At 65.6% G+C, this 19172-nt stretch carries 23 protein-coding genes; 19 read left to right on the top strand and 4 right to left on the bottom strand.

Annotated features, from left to right (window positions below):
• Nucleotides 1-32: 32 nt before the first annotated feature.
• The 4 genes from D7I44_RS14540 to D7I44_RS14525 all read left to right on the top strand — a co-directional run bounded on the left by D7I44_RS14540 (nucleotide 33) and on the right by D7I44_RS14525 (nucleotide 2376).
• Nucleotides 33-1055, top strand: a complete 1023-nt coding sequence (locus D7I44_RS14540; RefSeq protein ID WP_220093780.1) for a quinone oxidoreductase family protein — start codon at nucleotides 33-35, stop codon at nucleotides 1053-1055.
• A 109-nt stretch (nucleotides 1056-1164) separates the two neighbouring features.
• Entirely contained in the window at nucleotides 1165-1491 is a 327-nt protein-coding gene (locus tag D7I44_RS14535; protein WP_220093779.1) for a VOC family protein, read from the top strand.
• Nucleotides 1484-1957, top strand: coding sequence for a MarR family winged helix-turn-helix transcriptional regulator (locus D7I44_RS14530; RefSeq protein ID WP_120790147.1), 474 nt, complete (start codon nucleotides 1484-1486; stop codon nucleotides 1955-1957). Before D7I44_RS14535 ends, D7I44_RS14530 begins: the two co-directional genes overlap by 8 nt.
• Nucleotides 1954-2376 carry a GNAT family N-acetyltransferase gene (locus tag D7I44_RS14525; RefSeq protein ID WP_120790146.1) on the top strand — a complete coding sequence of 141 codons (423 nt, stop codon included), beginning with the start codon at nucleotides 1954-1956 and terminating at the stop codon, nucleotides 2374-2376. The genes D7I44_RS14530 and D7I44_RS14525 overlap by 4 nt, the downstream gene beginning before the upstream one ends.
• Before the next feature lie 51 nt (nucleotides 2377-2427).
• On the opposite strand, the gene D7I44_RS14520 is transcribed toward D7I44_RS14525, so the two are convergent.
• The gene (locus tag D7I44_RS14520) at nucleotides 2428-2922 is read right to left on the bottom strand and encodes an RrF2 family transcriptional regulator (protein ID WP_120790145.1); all 495 of its coding nucleotides are present in this window, start codon (nucleotides 2920-2922) and stop codon (nucleotides 2428-2430) included.
• Between the two features lie 78 nt (nucleotides 2923-3000).
• Here D7I44_RS14520 and D7I44_RS14515 point away from each other — a divergent pair, with 78 nt between their 5' ends.
• A complete protein-coding gene (locus D7I44_RS14515; protein WP_181445572.1) occupies nucleotides 3001-3744 on the top strand; it encodes an SDR family oxidoreductase in 744 nt (247 codons plus the stop codon).
• 59 nt (nucleotides 3745-3803) lie between these two features.
• Here the strand turns inward: D7I44_RS14515 and D7I44_RS14510 are convergent, their stop codons facing one another.
• Nucleotides 3804-5210, bottom strand: a complete 1407-nt coding sequence (locus D7I44_RS14510) for an aminotransferase-like domain-containing protein (RefSeq protein WP_120790144.1) — start codon at nucleotides 5208-5210, stop codon at nucleotides 3804-3806.
• Here D7I44_RS14510 and D7I44_RS14505 point away from each other — a divergent pair.
• The 3 genes from D7I44_RS14505 (at nucleotide 5209) to D7I44_RS14495 (ending at nucleotide 8241) form a co-directional block, all read left to right on the top strand.
• Entirely contained in the window at nucleotides 5209-6171 is a 963-nt protein-coding gene (locus D7I44_RS14505) for a DMT family transporter (protein ID WP_120790143.1), read from the top strand. The two genes, D7I44_RS14510 and D7I44_RS14505, sit on opposite strands and share 2 nt — an antisense overlap.
• A gap of 136 nt (nucleotides 6172-6307) precedes the next feature.
• A complete protein-coding gene (locus D7I44_RS14500) occupies nucleotides 6308-6859 on the top strand; it encodes a CGNR zinc finger domain-containing protein (protein ID WP_120790142.1) in 552 nt (183 codons plus the stop codon).
• The gene (locus D7I44_RS14495; protein ID WP_120790141.1) at nucleotides 6856-8241 is read left to right on the top strand and encodes an MATE family efflux transporter; all 1386 of its coding nucleotides are present in this window, start codon (nucleotides 6856-6858) and stop codon (nucleotides 8239-8241) included. Before D7I44_RS14500 ends, D7I44_RS14495 begins: the two co-directional genes overlap by 4 nt.
• A gap of 111 nt (nucleotides 8242-8352) precedes the next feature.
• Here the strand turns inward: D7I44_RS14495 and D7I44_RS14490 are convergent, their stop codons facing one another.
• A complete protein-coding gene (locus D7I44_RS14490) occupies nucleotides 8353-8943 on the bottom strand; it encodes a TetR/AcrR family transcriptional regulator (RefSeq protein ID WP_120790140.1) in 591 nt (196 codons plus the stop codon).
• A gap of 94 nt (nucleotides 8944-9037) precedes the next feature.
• Here D7I44_RS14490 and D7I44_RS14485 point away from each other — a divergent pair, with 94 nt between their 5' ends.
• From D7I44_RS14485 to D7I44_RS14460, 6 genes are all read left to right on the top strand, one after another.
• The gene (locus D7I44_RS14485) at nucleotides 9038-9292 is read left to right on the top strand and encodes a putative antibiotic biosynthesis monooxygenase (RefSeq protein WP_120790139.1); all 255 of its coding nucleotides are present in this window, start codon (nucleotides 9038-9040) and stop codon (nucleotides 9290-9292) included.
• 26 nt (nucleotides 9293-9318) lie between these two features.
• On the top strand, nucleotides 9319-10662 hold the full coding sequence (locus tag D7I44_RS14480) for an FAD-binding oxidoreductase (protein ID WP_120790138.1): 1344 nt from the start codon (nucleotides 9319-9321) through the stop codon (nucleotides 10660-10662).
• A 108-nt stretch (nucleotides 10663-10770) separates the two neighbouring features.
• Nucleotides 10771-11325 carry a TetR/AcrR family transcriptional regulator gene (locus D7I44_RS14475; RefSeq protein ID WP_162940294.1) on the top strand — a complete coding sequence of 185 codons (555 nt, stop codon included), beginning with the start codon at nucleotides 10771-10773 and terminating at the stop codon, nucleotides 11323-11325.
• Entirely contained in the window at nucleotides 11322-13160 is a 1839-nt protein-coding gene (locus D7I44_RS14470) for an alpha/beta fold hydrolase (protein ID WP_120790136.1), read from the top strand. Before D7I44_RS14475 ends, D7I44_RS14470 begins: the two co-directional genes overlap by 4 nt.
• Before the next feature lie 20 nt (nucleotides 13161-13180).
• Entirely contained in the window at nucleotides 13181-14107 is a 927-nt protein-coding gene (locus D7I44_RS14465; RefSeq protein WP_120790135.1) for a PhzF family phenazine biosynthesis protein, read from the top strand.
• 118 nt (nucleotides 14108-14225) lie between these two features.
• Entirely contained in the window at nucleotides 14226-14603 is a 378-nt protein-coding gene (locus D7I44_RS14460; protein ID WP_162940370.1) for a nuclear transport factor 2 family protein, read from the top strand.
• Nucleotides 14604-14730: 127 nt separating this feature from the next.
• Here D7I44_RS14460 and D7I44_RS14455 read toward each other — a convergent pair whose 3' ends face one another.
• Nucleotides 14731-15081 carry a MerR family transcriptional regulator gene (locus D7I44_RS14455; protein ID WP_120790133.1) on the bottom strand — a complete coding sequence of 117 codons (351 nt, stop codon included), beginning with the start codon at nucleotides 15079-15081 and terminating at the stop codon, nucleotides 14731-14733.
• A gap of 52 nt (nucleotides 15082-15133) precedes the next feature.
• Between D7I44_RS14455 and D7I44_RS14450 the strand changes: the two genes are divergently transcribed.
• The 5 genes from D7I44_RS14450 to D7I44_RS14430 all read left to right on the top strand — a co-directional run bounded on the left by D7I44_RS14450 (nucleotide 15134) and on the right by D7I44_RS14430 (nucleotide 19100).
• Complete coding sequence (locus D7I44_RS14450) at nucleotides 15134-15778, top strand: SDR family NAD(P)-dependent oxidoreductase (protein ID WP_120790132.1); 645 nt, start codon at nucleotides 15134-15136, stop codon at nucleotides 15776-15778.
• A gap of 226 nt (nucleotides 15779-16004) precedes the next feature.
• Nucleotides 16005-17093, top strand: a complete 1089-nt coding sequence (locus tag D7I44_RS14445) for an ArdC-like ssDNA-binding domain-containing protein (RefSeq protein WP_120790131.1) — start codon at nucleotides 16005-16007, stop codon at nucleotides 17091-17093.
• Nucleotides 17093-18016 carry a bifunctional DNA primase/polymerase gene (locus D7I44_RS14440; RefSeq protein WP_120790130.1) on the top strand — a complete coding sequence of 308 codons (924 nt, stop codon included), beginning with the start codon at nucleotides 17093-17095 and terminating at the stop codon, nucleotides 18014-18016. Before D7I44_RS14445 ends, D7I44_RS14440 begins: the two co-directional genes overlap by 1 nt.
• Nucleotides 18016-18648, top strand: coding sequence for a DUF2637 domain-containing protein (locus tag D7I44_RS14435; RefSeq protein WP_181445571.1), 633 nt, complete (start codon nucleotides 18016-18018; stop codon nucleotides 18646-18648). Before D7I44_RS14440 ends, D7I44_RS14435 begins: the two co-directional genes overlap by 1 nt.
• A complete protein-coding gene (locus D7I44_RS14430) occupies nucleotides 18645-19100 on the top strand; it encodes a hypothetical protein (protein ID WP_120790129.1) in 456 nt (151 codons plus the stop codon). The genes D7I44_RS14435 and D7I44_RS14430 overlap by 4 nt, the downstream gene beginning before the upstream one ends.
• The last annotated feature ends 72 nt before the right edge of the window (nucleotides 19101-19172 follow it).

The raw sequence follows: 19172 nt of genomic DNA, 5'->3' as shown, positions 1-19172 counted from the left end.
TGTCCCCCAAGGCTCGTCCGCACCGAGGAACCTTGGCACTCATTGAACATCAGATATGGAGACATTTCATGCAAGCATTGCGATTGATCAGCCCAGCCCTCGACGCGAGCCAGGTGCGGGTCGGCGATGTCCCCGTCCCCATCGCGGGAGAGGGCGAGGTTCTCATCGAGGTGGCTTTCGCCGGACTCAACTTTTCAGACGTCATGGCGCGCCGAGGTGACCCCGGCTACGCAGCGTCCTACCCATTCATCCCCGGGCTGGAAATTGCCGGCATCGTGCGCGAGGTTGCCGACGGCGCGCAGCTGGCCCCCGGCGATCGTGTCGCTGCCTTCGTGCCTGGCGGCGGCCTCGCCGAGTTGGCGGTCGCGTCCGCCGCACTGACGGTACGCGTTCCACCGGAGGTTCCGCTGGATCTCGCGGCCACAGCGCCGCTAATGCTATCGACCGCCATACTCCTTTTGGAGGATGTCGGCCGCATCCGGCCCGGCGAATCACTGCTGATGCACTCCGCCGGCGGCGGACTGGGCTCGTCGGTATCCCAGGTCGCGGCGTTCTTGCATGCTGGAGTGAAAGTCGGCACCGTCGGCCGGGAGGACAAGATAGCGGCCGCACGTAACGCCGGATGGGACCACGTCGTCGTGCGCGACGGGAACTGGCCGCTGAAAGTTCAACAGCTTCTCCCGGATGGAGTCGAACTCGTGCTCGACCCCACCGGAACGGACAACCTCGACCACGACGCCCGTCTCGTTGCCGCCGGGGGTCGGATGGTTCTCTTCGGCAACCCAGGCGGCGGGGATCTCTCCCCCCTACCCGGCCTGCGCACCCTCATGGCCGGCAACATCGGAATTCTCGGCTTCAGTATTCGGCGGTTAAGTGCGGACAAGCCCACCCGCGTTGCTGCAGCACTCGCCCGTGCGCTGGATCTGCTCGCGAGCGGAGCCATCCGCCCCGAGGTCACTGTCATCGACGGACTAGTCAACGTCGCAGCCGTGCACAACCTGTTGGCGTCTGGCCGAGGAGTCGGCAAGTATGTCGCCGCTGTCACACCGGAGTGAGCACAAAGGTCTGGGCTCTTATGATCGGTGGTTCGGCGATCCAGGCCTTGCCCGCTACTATTTTGACAGGCCCCTGTCGAATGGAGGAATTGTGACTCGACTGCAGCGCGTGGTGATCTCGGTGTCCGACCTCGATCGGGCGGTGTCCTTCTACCGGGACTTGCTCGGCCTGCCGGGGACGGTGGGCGACGGAAAGGCAATACTGTCCGGTGCAAGGAACGTGGAGTTGCTACTGCACGAGCGTGAGACTGTCCCAAGCGATCTTTCTGTTGCGCTCAGCTTCGGCGTCGGTGAGCTCGAAACGGTGTGCTCTGCATGGCTGGCGGCTGGCGGCATCGTCGTCGACGCACCCGCGGATCAGCCGTGGGGCGAGCGGATGGCTGTGGTGCGAGATCCTGACGGCCATCTCGTCTGTTTGACGGCCGATCATGCCTGAGCACGCCCTGCCACCGCATCCCCTGGACGAATTGCTCACACAACTGGTCGATCATGTGTTTGCACTGTCCAGCCATTTCCTGGCTGCCGGCGACACGATCACCGCACCCGAAGGCCTCAGCGCGGCACGGTGGCTGGTGCTGGGAGCGCTCCAGAACGGCCCAATGTCCCCTGCCGGGATCGCTCGCCAACGCGGGCTGACCCGACAATCGGTGCGTGAGAGCGTCGCGCGACTCGAGGGCAGCGGACACATCTCCCGGGCCGACGGGGAAGATCGGAGAACCTTCCTCGTCGAGCTCACCGACAAGGGGCGCCAGGCGCTGGATCGGATCGAACCGCGTCGGCGCGAGTGGGCGACACAGACCGCCCTGAATGTCGACTCCGCGCATCTCGAAGGTGCCGTGACAGTCCTGGGTCAGCTTCGGTCGATGACCGAAGCACGCCCCCTGAGAAAGGAAGACGAATGACCATCGAGTACGAACTGGCCACCCCGGCCGAGGTGGATATCGAGGAGGTGGCACGCGTCTACGCGGAGTCCGGTCTCGGCGACCGGCGGCCCGTTGACGATACGCCACGATTCACCGCGATGGTGCGAGGCTGCAACCTGCTCGTGCTGGCGAGGGAACAAGGCCGAGCCGTCGGGGTCGCGCGCTGTCTCACCGACGACTCCTACGTGACCTACGTGAGCGACCTCGCCGTATCGAAGAGCCATCAGCATCTCGGAATCGGGCGGCGCCTGCTCGATGAGATCGAACGTCACACCCCGGGCGTGAAAATCGTGCTGCTCGCCGCGCCGGAGGCACAGGACTATTACCCGAAGGTCGGGTTCACACCTCACCACTCGGCGTGGGTGCGGAGCCCGACAGATCCCTGGCAGCGCCCCTGACCCGCTGGCACGGTCGCCGGTTCACGTCATCCGACGACGGCGGACGGTCTATCAGGCGCCGATACTCGGCGCCGCCGCGAGCCAGCTCCTCATACGGGTCAGCGCGCCCTTGCCTGCGACACGGTCGACGTCGTCCGCGACGTCTCTGATCGAGACGTCGCGCAATGCAGAGCGCCAGGCCTCTTCAGCCGCGATCATTACTCGCGCGATGGAGCAGGCCCTCTGGCAATCCTCAGCGGCTGCGGCGCAGGGACCCCGCTGGCGGATCTCGGTGCAGACGAATGCCGCCCCGTCGCCCTCGATCGCCCGAACGACATCGAGCACGGTGATGCTCTCGGCCGATCGCGTCAACCGGTAACCGCCGCGCTTGCCCCGCACAGATTCGATCAGCCCGTCGGCGGCGAGAGACTGCAGATGCTTGGCGAGATAAGTCGGCGACACGTCGTACAACTCAGCGAGCCGGGCGACCGGAACCGGCTCCTCCACTCCCCTGCTGAGCACGACACAGCAATGCAGCGCCCACTCCACCCCGCCAGACAATCGCATCACCTAACCCTACTTGATTCGGACAACATTTATCCGGATAATTAACCGGACATCATCTATCCGAAATAGGAGGAACCCATGAGAGTTGTCGTTCTGGGAGGCAGGGGCCGTATCGGTGCCGACGTGGTCAGGCTGTTGCAGGAGCGCGGCGATGACGTCGTGACCGTGTCACGGTCAACTGGCGTGGACGCCGTGCAGGACATCGGCCTCGTTTCCGCATTCCACGGAGCCGACACGGTTGTCGACGTGACCAACGCGGCGATCTACAACGAAGCCGAAGTGGTGGAGTACTTCACCTCGGTCACACGGAACGTGACGACTGCCGAGCAGAAGACCGGAGTCGGTCACCACGTCGCGCTGGGGATCGTGGGTATGGACCGGCTCACCACATCCGGCTACCTGGCGGGCAAGGCCGCCCAGGAGCACGCCATCGCCGAGAGTGACATACCATCGACGATCGTACGCGCTACTCAGTTCTTCGAGTTCCTGCCCAACATCCTCGACGCCCTCTCTGCGGACGGCACCGTTCGTGCCCCAGCGACGGCTTTCCAACCGGTTGCGGCGCTCGATGTCGCACGCGCCGTCGCCGACGCCGTGATCGCAGGACCTGGATCGAAGGTCGTCGAGGTCGCCGGCCCAGAGCGAACCTCCATGGCCGAATTCCTCCGCCGTGCAGCGGACGCGTCTCGACCGGTCGTCGAAGACGCCGACGCACGCTACTTCGGAGTCGATGTCGGCCGTGACGGGCTCGTCCCGTTGGGGACCTTCACGACCGGACGGATCGATTATGCGGCGTGGCAGCGCACACAGGACGGCGTCTGAACAAACACACAGGCACGGTGGATCCGTTAGCTTGCCGGCGGATCCACCGGCCGGGACATCTATTGCTCGGCGAGCACCTGCCCGATGATACGCGCTCCGTCCGGGAACGCGCCGGGGTTCGGACCTGAATAGTTGAGGCGCAGATATCGGCCCGTGGGCTCGGCTGGGAACCAGTCGTCACCGGCGGCGACAAGGACACCCTGGATCTCGCAGTCGCGGATCACCCGCGCCAGGTCCGTGCCGTCTGGCAGTCGCAGCCAGAGATTCAGACCTCCGCGTGGCACCTGCTCCAGGTGGGTATTCGGCGCGAACTCTCGGAGCGCGTCAACGAGAAGATCGCGGCGTGAGGCGAGTTGCCGGCGCAGGGTTCGCAGATGGGTGCGCCAGGCGGGCTGGCTGACAACATCGAGGGCGGCAGCCTGCAGCACGCCGCTGACGTACATGGTCTGTGCCTGGGAATCTACGAGGATGCGGTCACGGGCGGGGCCACGGGCGATGAGCCCGGCGACTCTGATAGCCGGTGACACGCTCTTGGTGAGAGACCGGATGTAGACGACATGTCCGCTGTCATCGTGCGCAGCAACCGGTGCAGAGTCGGCCGTGATCCCGAAATCATGCGCCCAGTCATCCTCGATGAGGAAGGCTCCGTGGCCCCGCACGATAGCGAGTACTCGGTCGACGATCTCCTGTGGCCACTGGGCTCCCGTCGGGTTGGCGAAGTTAGGCTGCGCGTAGAACGCCCGCGCGCCCGTCTGCGTGAACGCCCGATCAAGTTCATCGGGATCCGGGCCACGGTGGCCGCTAGGGATCGGGACGACCTCCACACCGACCTGTGCAGCGGCGAGGATCGCGCCCCAATAGCTCGGCGACTCGATCAGCAGCGGGCGCCCCGCACCCACCAGCGCACGGAACAGCGTGCTCAGCCCGCTCTGACTGCCAGGCAAGATGGTCACGTCGCTCACGGCGGGAGGGGTGAGGCCTGTCGGGGTGACCGCGCCGAGTTCGGATGCGAACCAGGCCTGCAGATCGGGCAGGCCCGCGGCGGGCGGTCGAAGGACAGCGGCGTCGCCGCGAGCGGCTCGGGCGAGCGCTGTTCGCACAAGCCCGACAGGAAGCAACTCCTTGTCGGGGTAGCCCGAGTGAAGCGCGATGACATCGTTGGGCGCCGTCCGCAGCGCAGATCCCGCTGAAGGCAGGTGGCTCGACGGCGAGCCGAGCGCAGCAGTCTGCCACCCGTAGTCGTGCGGACGGGCGATGCGTACTGCACGCACGAACGTACCCACGCCCGCACGCGCTTCCACGAGGCCCTGTGTGGCCAGTGTTCGCAATGCTCTCTGCACCGTGACCGGGCTCACGCCGTACCGGGCGACGATAGCCCGGGTTGAGGGGAGTTGAGCCCCCGCGGACGCCGACACGATCCATTCCTGCAATACCTCGACGAGGCGATCACTGCTACTGTTGATCATGACAGCACATGATAGCGCTATTGCTTCGGGTCCCTCTCCGCTACTGAAAACGCGATCCGGCCTGTGGTGGGGCCTGCTCGGTGTGGCCGCGTTCTCGTTCACCATGCCATTCACCCGCGTAGCCGTGGCCGGCGGGGCCATGTCTCCGCTGTTCGTCGGGTCGGGTCGGGCCGTCATCGCCGCGCTGCTCGCCGGAGTCGCGCTCGCAGTCACTCGGCAGCGAATGCCGCTCGGGCGTCAGTGGGGTCAACTGGCAATCGTCGCCGGTGGCGTCATTGTCGGCTTCCCGCTACTGACCTCGTATGCACTGACCACCGCTCCTGCCAGCCACGGAGCCGTCGTCGTCGCCCTACTACCGGCTGCGACCGCAGTGACGACCGTGATCAGGGGGCACGAACGCCCACCCGTGACATTCTGGGCCACCGCAGCCATTGGCGCCGTCGCAGCCGTCGCGTTCGCCTGCGTGCAAGGAGGCGGGATCGCACAACTCCAGTGGTCGGACCTGCTGCTGTTCGCCGCCGTCGTCGCCTGCGCGATCGGGTACGCCGAGGGCGGCATCCTCTCCCGGCAGCTGGGCTCGTGGCAGACCATCTCATGGTCGCTCGTGCTAGCCGCCCCCCTCATGGTCGCGCTCACCGGAGCCGCCATCATCCAGCAACCACCACACGGGACCTTCGTGGAATGGGGCGCCTTCGCCTACCTGGCGGTCGTGAGCATGTTCCTCGGGTACTTCGCCTGGTACCGGGGCCTCGCCATCGGTCCGATGGCGCAGGTGAGCCAGGTGCAGTTGGCTCAGCCCGTGATGACGATCGTCTGGGCCACGGTCCTCCTGCACGAGCAGCTCACCTGGCCCACCGTCCTCGGCGGCGTCGCTGTCATCGCGTGCGCGCTCCTCGCGGTCAGGGCCAGAGGTCGCGGGCGACCGAGTCGGAGCCTTCGCAGACCACGAGGTGTTCGATGACCGGCAGACCTTTCGGGGTCTCCCGGAACCGCGGCCGCTCAAGAATTCGATCGTCGCTGGTGGTCGAAATCGGGCGTCTTGTAAGGTCCTGATGTAAGCGTTGTGGTAAAGTCAATGCTTACATCATGCTGGAGGCATGGATGTAAATCGACCTGCTGCGGATTTGGTTGTTCGTGTCGTTAACGCCGCAACGGCGGGAGAGCTCGACGTCGACTGGACTCGTCAGTTGCTAGCACGAGAGTCGCTGCCCATCCGTCACCGGGCCCCGGGTGATCACATCGACCTCGCAAGCACGCAGCGGGCGTTGATCAAGCTGGCCTCCGACGTGCGGCCGCTGTTCGAGTCCACCGTGCTCGACGAAGCGGCTAACCAACTCAACACCTTGCTGGCGGAACTGCCTGTGCGTGTCAGCGTCTCGATCTCAGACAACTTCGCCCCCCATCTGCATTTCGATGGCCACGGTCCGAGCATCGGCGAACGATTGCGAGCAAACGGGCTAGTAGCTCTCGCGGTGCTTCTGGCCGATACAACAGGGCTGCTCCGCCTCGGTATCTGTGCTGCACCCGATTGCGACCTGGTCTTCGTTGATTTCAGTCGGGCAGGGCGCCAGCGATTCTGCTCGCGTCGGTGCGCCACCCGCAGCCACGTCGCCGCTCATCGCCGCCGCATCGCAAGCGGGCTCGGATGAGCACAGCACCGGTTAACGAACAAGCACCGGAACGATCGCCCATTACACAGGCCTTCCGCCTTGCGGGACTCGCAGCTCTGGCGCTGCTCGCGGAGCCTCTGACCGGAGTCGCCGATGCCGCGACGGCGGGCACGCTCGGGATCGTGATCCAAGCCTCGCTGGCCGTTGGCGCCGGCATCATCACGACCACGACCTGGCTGCTGACCCCGCTCCTGTTCGCGCAGACCACCGAGATCGGACGTCTGCGCGCGGACGGCCACCTCTCCCGCGCGGGGAAGACCGTGCGCACCACCATGAAGCTGGCGTCGGGCTGGGGTGTGATTCTCGCGCTCTCCATCACGGCGGTTGCGCTGCTGATCATCGGCGACCCCGAGGCCCGCTCGTACCTTCTCGCCCGCGCAGCGGGCATGCCAGTGTCGGCCCTCGTCCTCGCCGGCTACGGCGCGCTTCGCGGTGCGGACGCCGTACGCGACGTCACCTTCGCAGCGCTCGGCGGCGCTGTCGTTCACATCGGACTAGATGCGCTGATCGCCGCGACAGCTTGGGGTGGGCTCCTCGGCGTCGGGCTCGCCTCCGGGATATCGCAGTTGCTCGTATTCACGGTCGTACTACGCAGACTGATCGTGCGCGGCCTCTGGATCATCGTCCCCATCAACGACGGCACGCAACTGATACCGGCGTCGACGCGGAACTTCGTCCGCCCAGTCGCCCTCCTCGTGACCCGTTCGGCATTGCTCGGAGCCGCCACTCTGGCGATGACGGCAGCCGCCGTCTCTAACGGGCCGGAAAAGGCGGCCGCGCACCTCATCGTCTATCAGTGCTGGCTGCTCGCCGTGCTCGCGATCGAAGGGTGGAAATCCGCGGCGCAGATTCTCATCTCGACCGCGCCAACCGTTACGCGGCGGCGAAAGCTGGAGCGTCTCCTGCTGCTCGTTTCCCTTCTGATCGGTGCGGTCTCGTTTCTGGTGGTTCTCGCCGTCGGCGATCCGGTGCTCTCCGGTCTCACCGCTGACGAGACGGTCTCAGATTCCGCACGTGCAATTTGGTGGCTTTCGGCGCTTTCTTTGGGGGTGGGTGCGGTGGCGTTTACCCGAGACGGAATCGAGTTCGGGCGCGGGGCCTACCTCTTCAATCTCTCTCGCGTCGCCGCAGGCAGCGGCCTCGGCCTGATTGGCACCGTGGTCACAGCCGCATCCGGTGACCTTCTCTGGATGTGGGCAGCGATGACTGCCGGGCTCGTATTACGCGCCGCACTACCATCGAGCCGCACAATGCCATCTGAGCACCGCCGTGGACTCTCCCCCGCCGAGATGCGCGGCCTCAGCGCACGGCTACCCGACCCAATATCGAGTGATCGATGTGGTACGGAAAGCACGCGATGAGGACCACAGCCTCGCTCAACGCGTTGCGAACAGCTCGGGATCCCACCGCTCCCCCTCGCGACCGACCCGCGAGACGTCCCCGGACAGCGGGCACCCCAGTTCTGGGGGGCGTCAAGCTGAGCCCGATTCTTCAGAAAGTGAGCTCACAAGCGCGCCGACGGTCTTGATCAGCATGTCCCGACGACGTGAGCGATCACCAACCTCCCCGACAAGAAGGCGATCAATCTGCTCGAGTATCGGCCACCCGCAACTCAACACGACGATCGCGAAGAGCAACTCCGCGGATCGGGGGCGAGGGATTCCCGGAAGAACGCGCGCAATATCATCCACTTTCTTGTCGCTGAGCACGATGCGCTCAGGTGATCTGGTTGGCGGGCGATCCGACAGGCTCTCCCAGAACAACAGCCGCGCGAGGGTCCGATCGTCGCTGTGGTGGTCGAACATTCTTCCCGCGTAGTCGAGCACGGCGCTCTTGCCCGTGCCGGTGATGGGGATCAGTTCCATCACTCGCACCATCTCGTTCGCGACGACGGCGTCGAACAGTTCAGATTTGCTGCCGAAGTACTTGTAGATGCGCTGCTTGTTGACACCGGCCACCTCAGCGATCCGGTCCACTCGCCCCCCCGCCAATCCATGATCGGCGAACTCCCTAGTCGCAGCATCCAAAAGAAGCCGTCGGGTTCGCTCGGTGTCCCATGCCATACCGACACGATAGCAAATACCAACCAGGTAGTTGCGGACTCGCGCCGCACACGTTAGAGTCACTCCAAATAAAAACCAACTAGTTGGAGTTCTTATGACCCCTCAACCATCCCCGTCACGCCCCGCCCCGTCGATCCATGTCCGTGCGGTCCTCACCTGGCTGTCGATCTTCCCGCTTGTCGTGATCGGATTCACCATCCTGGGCGCCTTCGCAGACGGATGGAGTCCGGTGCTTCGCGCACTGGTATTGACGCTCGCTGTCGTCCCGTTGGCCGTCTACGTCTTCGTCCCGCTTCTTCTCTCCGGCTATGTCCGGCTCACATCTCGCCTGGGCCGGGGCGAACAGTGACCACGAGAGGTTCACTCGAGCGTCTTATGGACGCCGTCGCCGGGCCGGTGCTGATCCCAGGTGACGACGGTTACGCCGAGGAACTGGCCGGCTTCAATCTCACCGTGACCCATTACCCCAAGGTCATCGTCGGGGCGGCAATTGACGACGACGTGCGGGCGGCCATTGAGTACGCGCGAGTCGAAGGATTGAAAATAGGTGTCCTCGCTACAGGTCACGGCAGCATGTCGCCGCATGGCGGACTCCTCATCAGCACTCGGCGCATGACCGAGCTCACTGTCGACGCCAATACTCAGACCGTGCGAGTGGGGGCTGGAGTCCGATGGGGAGAGGTCATTGAAACACTGTCCGGTGCTGGCCTAGCGCCGTTGAACGGCTCGTCGCCTTTGGTGGGCGTGGTCGGGTACACGCTCGGCGGGGGAATCGGCCCGCTCGGGCGCTTGCACGGCTACGCGTCCGATCATGTCCTGGAGATGCAGGTTGTCACTCCTGACGGAAGAATGCGCACCGTTTCACCGCAGCTTCACTCGGAGTTGCACTCAGGCATCCTCGGGGGTAAGGACAGTTTCGGGATCGTCACCTCGATGAAATTCCGGGTGTTCCCGCACTCCAGGTTCTTCGGAGGAGGTCTGTACTTCTCGGGCGAACACGCACACGCCGTGGTCGATGGCTGGTCGCGATGGCTTCTTCGTGCGCCAGACGAGGTCTCGACCTCGATCGCCTTCCTGCGACTGCCTGACCTTCCATCGGTTCCGGAGCACGTCCGCGGTCGATTCGCCGTGCACCTGCGGGCGGCGCACTTCGGATCAAGATCGGCAGGAGAGACGATGGCGCGGGAACTTCGGCAACTGGCGCCATCGACGTTCGACTCGCTCGGCGAACGACCCTACTCCGAGATCGCACGCGTGCACGACGACGGAACCGAGCCGATGCCGTACCTGGAATCGAACATCATGCTTCGCGCTTTCGATGCGAAAGCCGCCATGACCCTGCTCCGGATCACAGGTCCGGCATCGACGAGCGCCGAGATCATGGTGGAATTGCGTCACCTCGGAGGAGCCCTGAACCGTCCGCCAGCGCATCCGAGCCTCGTCAGCAACAGGGACGCCGCGTTCAACCTCTCGGTGCTCTCCCACCCGGAGTCCTCCGGAAGCGACCGCCTCTTCCGCGAGATGGCCCCCTGGGCGACAGGCACCCGCTATCTGAACTTCCTGGGCGGAGCAGGCGCGAGCTCGAGGCTCGCGTCCGCATACGATGCCGCCGATCTCGAACGACTGCGAAGGTTGAAAGCGCAGTACGACCCTGATCAGCTCTTCCCGGCGCACGTGGCCGCAGCTCCGGCCCCCCGGATCGACGCAGCTCGTGAGTGAACGCCTCGCCACGCATGCAGCAACATCTGGCCAAAATATGTCGACTGGTCTATTATCTCCCCCATGGGAAACAAAGGCGAGCGAACACAGACCCGCATGGTGGAGTCGATGCTTGAGCTCATCCAGACACAGGGCTATACCGGGGCCGGGCTTAACGCCGTGACCGAGCACGCTAGGGTCCCGAAAGGGTCGATCTACTTCCACTTCCCTGGGGGGAAAGCCACGCTCGGCGCACGGGCGGTCGAGTTGGCTGCGCAGCAGCTGAGCGACCAACTGGCCGAGGCCATGGCCAATGCCGAGTCCCCTCGCGACGTCGTGGAGTCCATGGTCACAGCCCTGATCGAGATGCTGGTCGAGAGCGACTATCGACTGGGCTGCCCGGTATCGGTGGTGACCCTGGACGCAAGTGAGCGTAGTGAAGTGCTGCGCACCGCCTGCGCCGTCGCCTTCGACTCGTGGATCACGACACTCGCCGACTACCTAGAGACCCAGCGGCATCCGCGCCCGCAAGCATGGGCGATGGCGACGACTATCGTGACGAGCCTCGAAGGCACAGTCATCCTCTGTCGTGCGCACCGGAGCGTCGAAGCGCTCCGCGATACCGCAGCCGTGCTGGGCAGCATCCTCGATCACGCATCATCGCAAACGGAGGCGCTTCGATGAACGAGCCCGCACCGCAGCGGCACGCACTCATATTCGGTGCGACTGGCCTTATCGGTCGCCACGTGATCCTTGCACTCGATGAGGCCGACGTGCGCGTGACTGCTGCCAGCAGATCCGACTCGAGCGAGAGGCGCCTACGAGATTGGCTCGCCGACCACGACCGAGGAGAGAACGTCGAGCACGTTCGCGTCGACTTCGCGAGCGATCGCCTCCTTCTCGACGATGCGACGCAATGGGCCGGGATCACCGAGATCTACAGCTGCGCCGGCGCTTACCGCTTCGGAATGGGGATCGACGAGGCACGAGCGGCCAATGTCCACAGCGTCGAGCGGATCGTGGATTTCGCGGCGACCCTGCCTGCGATCCGCCGTGTCGTGCACGTCTCCGGCTACCGGGTGGGAGGACAGGAACCTGCGATCGAACGGTGGGATGCGGAGCGCATTCGGCGTGTCTATTCGACGCTCGGCGCCTACGAGGCGTCGAAGGTCGAGTCAGACGCCGTGTTCCGAACTCGTGCGGCTCGGATGGGCGTGCCGTGGAGCGTTGTCAACCCGTCCACCGTCATCGGAGACAGTAGGTCGGGCGAGACCGATCAACAGCTCGGACTGGCCGCAAACCTGGAAGACCTGTGGCACGGCAGGCTACCCGCCCTGCCCGGGAGCGACGCCACGTTCGTGCCCGTTGTCACCGCCGATTATCTCGCCGCGTTCATGGCGCTGCTCCCCGCAGACGACTCTACTGCACGGAAGAGCTACTGGATCCTCGACGACCAGACTCCGGCACTGCCTGCGCTGCTTTCAGGAATTGCGCGTCACTACGGGACGAAGGCTCCGAGACTGCGCATTCCCGCTGCGGTGATCAAGCGTCTTCCCCAGGCCGTGACCCGAACGGACCCGGAGACGCTCAGCTTCCTGTCTCGGGATCGCTACCCCACAGGCACGGCGATCGCCGTTGCCCGCAGACACGATCTCACGATGCCACCCACGGAACACTCCATCGATGTGTGGGCGGACTATCTCGCCGCTCATCGATTTGGCGCTGCACCTGAGCCGGATCGCCGCTTCGTTACCGTTGGCGGAGTGCGTACGTTCGAGCTTGGTCGTGCCCACGCCTCGACGATCGTGCTTCCCGGTCTGCCCGTCAACGCCGACACCTGGGCCGCCGTGGTCCGACTGTTGCCTGATGCGCGGGCGCTTGATCTTCCCGGCTTGGGCATGAGCGCAGGCGATGGGTCGTGGGACTGGTCTCGCTGGTTGGAAGCGCTTCTCGCCACATCCGACCAAACGCATATGGTCGCGCACTCCATCGCCTCGGCCGCTGCCCTTGAAGCGGCTGCGGCAGCGCCGCAGAAGGTCCGCAGGCTTACCTTGGTCGCCCCGTTCTTCCTGCAAGGGTCACCAGAGCCGATCTTGCGGGTGCAACCGGTGGTTCGGGCCCTTCTTAAGCGAGCGAAGCCTGCCGACATCGCCCGGCGCCTCACCGGCGACGAGAAGAACGCCGCAGCCCTGCAATCCAGCGTCGCGGATCTTCGGCGTCCCGGAACGGCAGCCCGCGTCGCCGGCCTGTTGGCCCGGTCGTCGGATCCGCGTTGGCGGGGCCACTTACGCGAGCTCCTGCGGAACTACCGCGGCTCCGTGCACATCGTCGTCGGAGCCGATGACCCTCTCACCTCGGAGGCGATCGACGACCTCGCGCCGCTGGGTCACGTCACCGTCTCGGAGATCGCCCACGCCGGGCACCACCCTCAGGTTACGCATCCCGTGAAGGTCGCAGATCTCATCAGCTCGTTTCTGCCTTCGAATGAGTTCGGGCTGGATCAGGCGAGCGCCAAGTGAAAGGGACGACAGCTCCGCCGGTGGCCGGTCTCAGCGCCGAACGACGAAATAGGCATCCGCCGCGCACGTTGCCGTTCTTCACCGTCGATGTGTTCACCGAGGAGCGCTTCGGCGGAAATCCTCTTGCCGTGGTCATGATGAACGATGAACTCGACACCGCGATGATGCAGACGGTGGCCGCCGAGTTCAACCTGAGCGAGACCACGTTCGTCTTGCCGTCCAGCGATCCAGTGAATACGGCCAGGATCCGTATCTTCAATCGCACGGCCGAGATGGCTTTCGCCGGCCACCCATTGGTCGGCACCGCCTTCACCCTGGCGACCCAAAGACCCGATCTAACGGCGGCGATCTTCGAGACCGCCGCCGGCCTCGTCGACGTCGCGATCGAACGCGACCCGAACGGCGCGCCAATCGCCGCGGTGATCGTGCCGCCGCAACCGCTGCAGGTCGGGGAACCAGTGCCGCCCGACGTCATCGCTAAAGCACTCCGACTGCACCCCGAAGACGTGCTAACGACGAATCACGCACCGGTCGCGACCTCCACCGGCACGTCCTATGTCATCGCGGAACTGGCCGACGACGCGCTGTCGCGGTGCGATCCAGATCTCGCGATGTTCCGGGAAGCCCGGGATGCCGATCCGCGACTCGGTGGTCGCTTCTCCGTTCACGTCTATTCCAAGCGCGGTCGGTCGATCCGCGCCCGGATGTTCGCGCCGCTCGCGGGAACATGGGAGGACCCCGCCACCGGAAGCGCGAATGCGGCGCTCGCCTGCCTGCTCCTGTCGCTCGAACCGGGTGCCACGGAGGACAGCTTCATCGTCCATCAGGGCGTCGAAATGGGTAGGCCAAGCGTGCTGCATGTTGATGCGCGGCGCACCCCTGACGGGATCGTCGCGACCCTGCGCGGCTCATGTGTCCCCGTCATGCGAGGGGAGCTCACGGTATGATCTGTGTCTTCCGCATACAACATCGGGCGGCGGGCTGTCTCTCGACCGGTCAAGCTGATGAACGGTCGCGTCTGCGGGCCGCTGGTTCGCCCGTATTGGTAGCGTGAACACCGTGAATATGACAGAGGCTGAAGAGTTCGCTCGGCAATGGGTAGACGCATGGAACGCGCACGATCTCGATGCTGTGCTTTCGCACTTTACCGACGACGCGGAGTTCTCCTCGCCCGTCGCGGCGCAGCTTCTTCCTGAGACGCACGGGGTACTCCGCGGTAAGCAGGAGATCCGTAGCTACTGGGCAATCGGACTGGAGAGGATCCCTATGCTGCGTTTCGAGATCGTCCAGGTCTACGCCGGGCTCAGCACGATAGTGATCAACTACCGCAACCACACCGGGAGTCTCGTCAATGAGGTTCTGCTACTCAACGACGACGGTATGGTCGAACGCGGCTACGGCACGTACCTAGTCGATGACGCCGCAAGAACGAGTGGCGCCTAGCAACCAAGGTTACCGATTCGTCAGGGCGAGTCCCGGGACGAGCTGCAGTCAGCCGGTCGAACCGGCTGGAATCCGCGTTGCGGTCCCAGCCCGAGCCGCGGCAAGAGCTTCCGCGGAATGGCTATTGTTAGGTTCCTGGAGCCATGGCGGATTCAATCCGAGCGAGCGCCCCTCGAAGCGCATCGATGTTACCCAGCAACTCCTTTCGCTGTCGCTGCAGCCGGAAGGCAAGCTCCGGGCACACGGCAAGTGTCGGCTCGATGCCGTCTGACACGCAGTGAGCAACGCGGACGATGGCGGACGTGGGCATGCCTGCGTCTATTAGCCAGCGAATGCTCCTCACACGAGCGACTTCCACCTCGTCATATTCGCGATAGCCGTTGAGTCCTCGGTTTGGATGCAGTAAGCCTCGCTCCTCGTAGTAGCGAAGCAACCTCTCGTTGACCCCAGTGAGCTCCGCAACAGCTCCGATCTTCATGTTTACGAGAGTACTTGAGCTTCACATGGTGTGAGGCTCTAGCTTGCATGTCATGACTGGATCAGTATTCATCATCGGTGCGGGCCCCGGCATAGGTGCAGCTGTCGCCCGCCGCTTCGCCCGCGAGAACCGTCCGATCGCGCTGCTCGCGCGTCGGCACGAAACTCTTGAGGCGGTTCGCAGTTCCGTACTCTCGCAGGTCGCTATCGCGACGGTCGCAGCTGACTGCAGCGATGAAAGATCGCTTCGCCGCGGACTCGATACTGCGGTCGCGGAGGTGGGACCTCCGGAGGTAGTCATATACAACGCTGCCGTGATCCGTCCCGATCGGATCGGGGAGCTCACAATGAGTCGCATCCTGAAAACTTGGGCGGTGGATGTCGGCGGGGCCGCTATCGCAGGTTCCCATCTCATACCGACCATGGTCGATAACGGAGGCGGCTCCTTCCTCATCACGGGAGGAATGCCCACTCCGAAATTCGACTACGTCACCCTCTCACTCGGAAAACTCGGCGTGAGAACGCTGGCACGAATACTCGATGCGGAGTTTGCTACGCAGGGCCTTCACGTCGCAAGCGTGACCATCTCTGATGTGGTCGCCCCTGGAGGTCGGTACGATCCCGACATCATCGCGGAACATTACTGGTCACTTCACGTCCAGCCCGCGGAATCCTGGGACCTGGAGGTTGTCATCTGACGCATCTTCGGGACCGCGCCCGGGACCGCGCGTCTGCAAGCTTGCCAAGCGAAGTTGCATAAAGAAACCGACGGGAACTCTTCGTCCGCACTCGCGGTGGCACACCGTCACCCGCCGTCCCGGCGGAAATGGCGACTCATACCTTCGTCGCTTTCACTGATCCCTCCTGCGCACCTTCCCGTCGCGGACTTCCGGTCCGTCGCGCCTCGCAGAGGAGAAGATCATCATGAAAGTCGGTATCGCCCCGAGTACCCGGCAGATCAGGTACGTCGAGAAGCTGCATGAGCACCTGGTCGACGCAGTCGAGCGCGTCGTCTCGGGCAATGACTGGCGGCGTGCGCTGGAGTTTACGGCGAGGTTCCGCTCACGCAGTTTCGGGAACACGCTGCTGATCTGGGCGCAGCACCTTGAAGCCTTCGAGCAGGGGCACGTGCACGCGCCAGAGCCGACCTATGTTGCGGGATACAAGCAATGGCAGTCCCTCAGCAGGCAGGTTAAGAAGGGCCAGCCGGGATACATGATCCTCGCCCCGGTGACCGGCCGGTTCGCATCCTCGACACCCCAGGATCCGTCCTCATGGCGACGTCTCGGTCGGGTCGAGAAGCCGAAGGCGGGCGAGGCGATGCGCTCCCGCATGGTCGGCGCGAAACCCGCGTATGTATGGGATGTCTCCCAGACCGACGGCGATCCAATTCCAGAGCGTCCGTCCCCGTTGCTGCTCGAGGGCGAAGCGCCCGAAGGCCTCTGGGATGGACTGGCGGGCCTGGTGGAGGCGGAGGGGTTCGCGGTGGTGCGGGTCGAGCACGAGGAGATGATCCACGGCGCGAACGGTCTAACTGACTACCAGGCTCGGACGGTCGCGGTGCGGACGAACATGGACGATGCCGCACAGGTGAAGACCCTCGCCCATGAACTCGCGCATGTGAAGCTGCACGGCCCCGATAGTCCCGATGCAACGGGGCACCGTGGGGTCGGTGAGGTGGAGGCCGAGTCGGTGGCGTTGATGATCGGCGCCGCGCATGGCATGGACACCACCGGCTACACGATCCCTTACGTCTCCGGCTGGGCGAGCACCGTCACGGACAAGGACCCGGCGGAGGTGGTGCAGGCCACCGGTGAGCGCGTCCGCAAGGCTGCCGGGGCGATCCTCGATGCTCTCCCCACAGCGCAGATCGGTGACGGTGACCCGCCCGGTCTCACCCGGGACCCCAAGCGTCCCGAACGTACCCCGAGAGCAGAGCGCCCTGCGGCAACGCGGGCGGTGGAGCCGCCGCGGTCGTCTCGCGCGGCGGAGGCGGCGGTGAGGGGCCTGTGATGAGCACCGCCGGACTGTTCGCCCAGGTCGCCGACTTGCCGCCGGCTGCGGCCGCTAGACGACTTGCGCACGCTGGGGTGCCGGTGTTCCCGTGCGTGCCCGACGGGAAGCGGCCGCTCACTCGCCGTGGCTTCCACGACGCGAGCACTGACCCGGCTCAGGTCGAGCCCTGGTGGCGGCGGTGGCCGGCCGCGAACATCGGCGTACCGACCGGCGCCGCCTCTGGATTCGTGGTGGTGGATGTGGATGTGCATGGCCCCGTTGATGGGCGGGTCGGCTTCGGCCGCGCGACCGTGGCGGGGTTGACCGGCGGGTGGGAGATGTTGGTGCGCACGCCTACGGGCGGGATGCACGCCTACTATCCGGCGACGCCGGGGACGGAGCAGCGGTCGTGGCAGGCGGGACGCGCCGGAGTGGATTTCCGTGGCGACGGCGGCTACATCATCGTCCCGCCCTCAGCCCGGACGATCGCGGGCACCACGGCCCGGTACCGGGTCGAGGAGGTCGGCTCTGGCCCCGCGAGAACCCTGGACGCCGGGCGGTTGCGGAACGTCCTCGCCCCTCGCCCCGACCCTCGCCCTCGACCTGGTACCTGGCAGCCGGTGGGGCGGGAGGATGCCGAGCGGTTGGCGCGCTGGCTGGACAGGCAGGACACCGACCGCAACCTGAAACTGTTCTGGGCGTCCTGCAGGCTCGCTGAGGGCGGCGTCCCGCTCGCTGATGCTCTCGATGCGGTATTGACGGCGGCGAAGTCCGACTTCGGGCCGCGAGAAATCGCCGCGACCGTCCGCTCCGCGTACCGCACCGTCCGCCCCGAGCCTGCCCGCCGCGAGTCGCCGCCGGTGCGGGGTGAGTCGTCTGAGTCGAGGTGGTTCGGCCGTCACGCCACCACTGGGTCGTTACTGAGGGGGCGGGGGCTGTGATGACCCCGGCGACGAGAACGCGCGGTGGCCGGGTCGCGGTGGCAACCGCGGTGGCCGGAACCGTGTTCATCGCCGCGGGTGCGTTCTGGCTCTCGTTCACGGCCCTGGCTGATCTTGCCCGTCGCTCGGGGGTGGATGCGGGGCAGGCGTGGGCGTGGCCGCTGATCGTGGACGGCATCATCGTCGTCGCCACCGTCGCCGTCGTCGCGCTGGCGGGGCAACGCTCGGCCTGGTATCCGTGGGCGCTGCTGGCCGCTGGTGCGGTGGTGTCGGTGACCGCGAACGCGATCCACGCCGTCGTCGCCGCGGACGCCGACGTGCCGGGTGTGCTCGCCGCGTCGGTGGCGGCGGTGCCGCCGCTGGTGCTGCTGGCGATCACCCACCTGACCGTCATCCTCACCCGCCCCATACCCGCACCCGTGCCCGAGGCATCACGAGAACCAGGCGAGGAGACGGCGACGGTTGCTCAGCCGCCCGTGCCGGTGGGGCGTGAGGTGGCGGTGCTGCTGCGGGAGGAGGAGGGCTGGTCGAACAAGCAGATCGCCCGCCACCTCGGTGTGCACCCGTCCACGGTCGGACGCTGGTTCGCCCGCTCCGCCCTGACCGATCCCGATACGGAGGAGACGACATGAACGACGACGACCAGCGCACCGCCCGAGTCCGGGAGCATTCCGCACGACGCCGGGAGGAGTCCGAGACGCCGGACACGGCGCACGGTGTCGGTGCCGGGGACGTGTCGGAGCTGGCCCGTCACGGCGATCCCTCCGCGACGAACACGAAGACTGCCGGTGCGGCGGAGGCGAAAAGGCGTCGGCCGGGGGTGGAGTGGGTGCGCCCGTCCGATCTGCTGGCCTCGCGGATGGGCAGGGTCGCCGGGCAAGGCATCGACTTCCAAGCCGAGCTCGTCCGTCGCGCCCGCCGGGCACCCGGCCAGGCATACCGCGGCACACGCAGAGTCGCCCGCAAGGGTGCGCAGGTTGCGAGCGAGCGGGCACGGAGGCTGCCCCCCGTGACCGCCTTCGGTAGTGGCGGCGTCGGGGAGCGGCACTCGTGGGTCTCGCGGTCCGGGATCGGGTTGGGGTGACGTAGCCCATGTGCGTCCCTCCTGCACCGGCGAGCACCACGCCTGGGGGACGCGTGCGCACCTGCTGTTCAG

It is taken from the genome of Gryllotalpicola protaetiae, from assembly GCF_003627055.1.
In the GTDB taxonomy this organism is placed as follows: domain Bacteria; phylum Actinomycetota; class Actinomycetes; order Actinomycetales; family Microbacteriaceae; genus Gryllotalpicola; species Gryllotalpicola protaetiae.
Note: the sequence above shows the minus strand (reverse complement) of the source record. Positions and strands in the feature narration are given on the sequence as shown.

Excerpts from the sequence above, each read along its gene's own strand:
- D7I44_RS14450 (WP_120790132.1), top strand. The coding sequence starts at position 15,134 with ATGACTGGATCAGTATTCATCATCGGTGCGGGCCCCGGCATAGGTGCA.
- D7I44_RS14445 (WP_120790131.1), top strand. The coding sequence starts at position 16,005 with ATGAAAGTCGGTATCGCCCCGAGTACCCGGCAGATCAGGTACGTCGAG.
- D7I44_RS14430 (WP_120790129.1), top strand. The coding sequence starts at position 18,645 with ATGAACGACGACGACCAGCGCACCGCCCGAGTCCGGGAGCATTCCGCA.
- D7I44_RS14480 (WP_120790138.1), top strand. The coding sequence starts at position 9,319 with ATGGACGCCGTCGCCGGGCCGGTGCTGATCCCAGGTGACGACGGTTAC.
- D7I44_RS14485 (WP_120790139.1), top strand. The coding sequence starts at position 9,038 with ATGACCCCTCAACCATCCCCGTCACGCCCCGCCCCGTCGATCCATGTC.
- D7I44_RS14510 (WP_120790144.1), bottom strand. The coding sequence starts at position 5,210 with ATGATCAACAGTAGCAGTGATCGCCTCGTCGAGGTATTGCAGGAATGG.
- D7I44_RS14460 (WP_162940370.1), top strand. The coding sequence starts at position 14,226 with ATGACAGAGGCTGAAGAGTTCGCTCGGCAATGGGTAGACGCATGGAAC.
- D7I44_RS14490 (WP_120790140.1), bottom strand. The coding sequence starts at position 8,943 with ATGGCATGGGACACCGAGCGAACCCGACGGCTTCTTTTGGATGCTGCG.
- D7I44_RS14495 (WP_120790141.1), top strand. The coding sequence starts at position 6,856 with ATGAGCACAGCACCGGTTAACGAACAAGCACCGGAACGATCGCCCATT.
- D7I44_RS14530 (WP_120790147.1), top strand. The coding sequence starts at position 1,484 with ATGCCTGAGCACGCCCTGCCACCGCATCCCCTGGACGAATTGCTCACA.
- D7I44_RS14435 (WP_181445571.1), top strand. The coding sequence starts at position 18,016 with ATGACCCCGGCGACGAGAACGCGCGGTGGCCGGGTCGCGGTGGCAACC.
- D7I44_RS14515 (WP_181445572.1), top strand. The coding sequence starts at position 3,001 with ATGAGAGTTGTCGTTCTGGGAGGCAGGGGCCGTATCGGTGCCGACGTG.
- D7I44_RS14470 (WP_120790136.1), top strand. The coding sequence starts at position 11,322 with ATGAACGAGCCCGCACCGCAGCGGCACGCACTCATATTCGGTGCGACT.
- D7I44_RS14500 (WP_120790142.1), top strand. The coding sequence starts at position 6,308 with ATGGATGTAAATCGACCTGCTGCGGATTTGGTTGTTCGTGTCGTTAAC.
- D7I44_RS14520 (WP_120790145.1), bottom strand. The coding sequence starts at position 2,922 with ATGCGATTGTCTGGCGGGGTGGAGTGGGCGCTGCATTGCTGTGTCGTG.
- D7I44_RS14475 (WP_162940294.1), top strand. The coding sequence starts at position 10,771 with ATGCTTGAGCTCATCCAGACACAGGGCTATACCGGGGCCGGGCTTAAC.
- D7I44_RS14525 (WP_120790146.1), top strand. The coding sequence starts at position 1,954 with ATGACCATCGAGTACGAACTGGCCACCCCGGCCGAGGTGGATATCGAG.
- D7I44_RS14455 (WP_120790133.1), bottom strand. The coding sequence starts at position 15,081 with ATGAAGATCGGAGCTGTTGCGGAGCTCACTGGGGTCAACGAGAGGTTG.
- D7I44_RS14440 (WP_120790130.1), top strand. The coding sequence starts at position 17,093 with ATGAGCACCGCCGGACTGTTCGCCCAGGTCGCCGACTTGCCGCCGGCT.
- D7I44_RS14505 (WP_120790143.1), top strand. The coding sequence starts at position 5,209 with ATGACAGCACATGATAGCGCTATTGCTTCGGGTCCCTCTCCGCTACTG.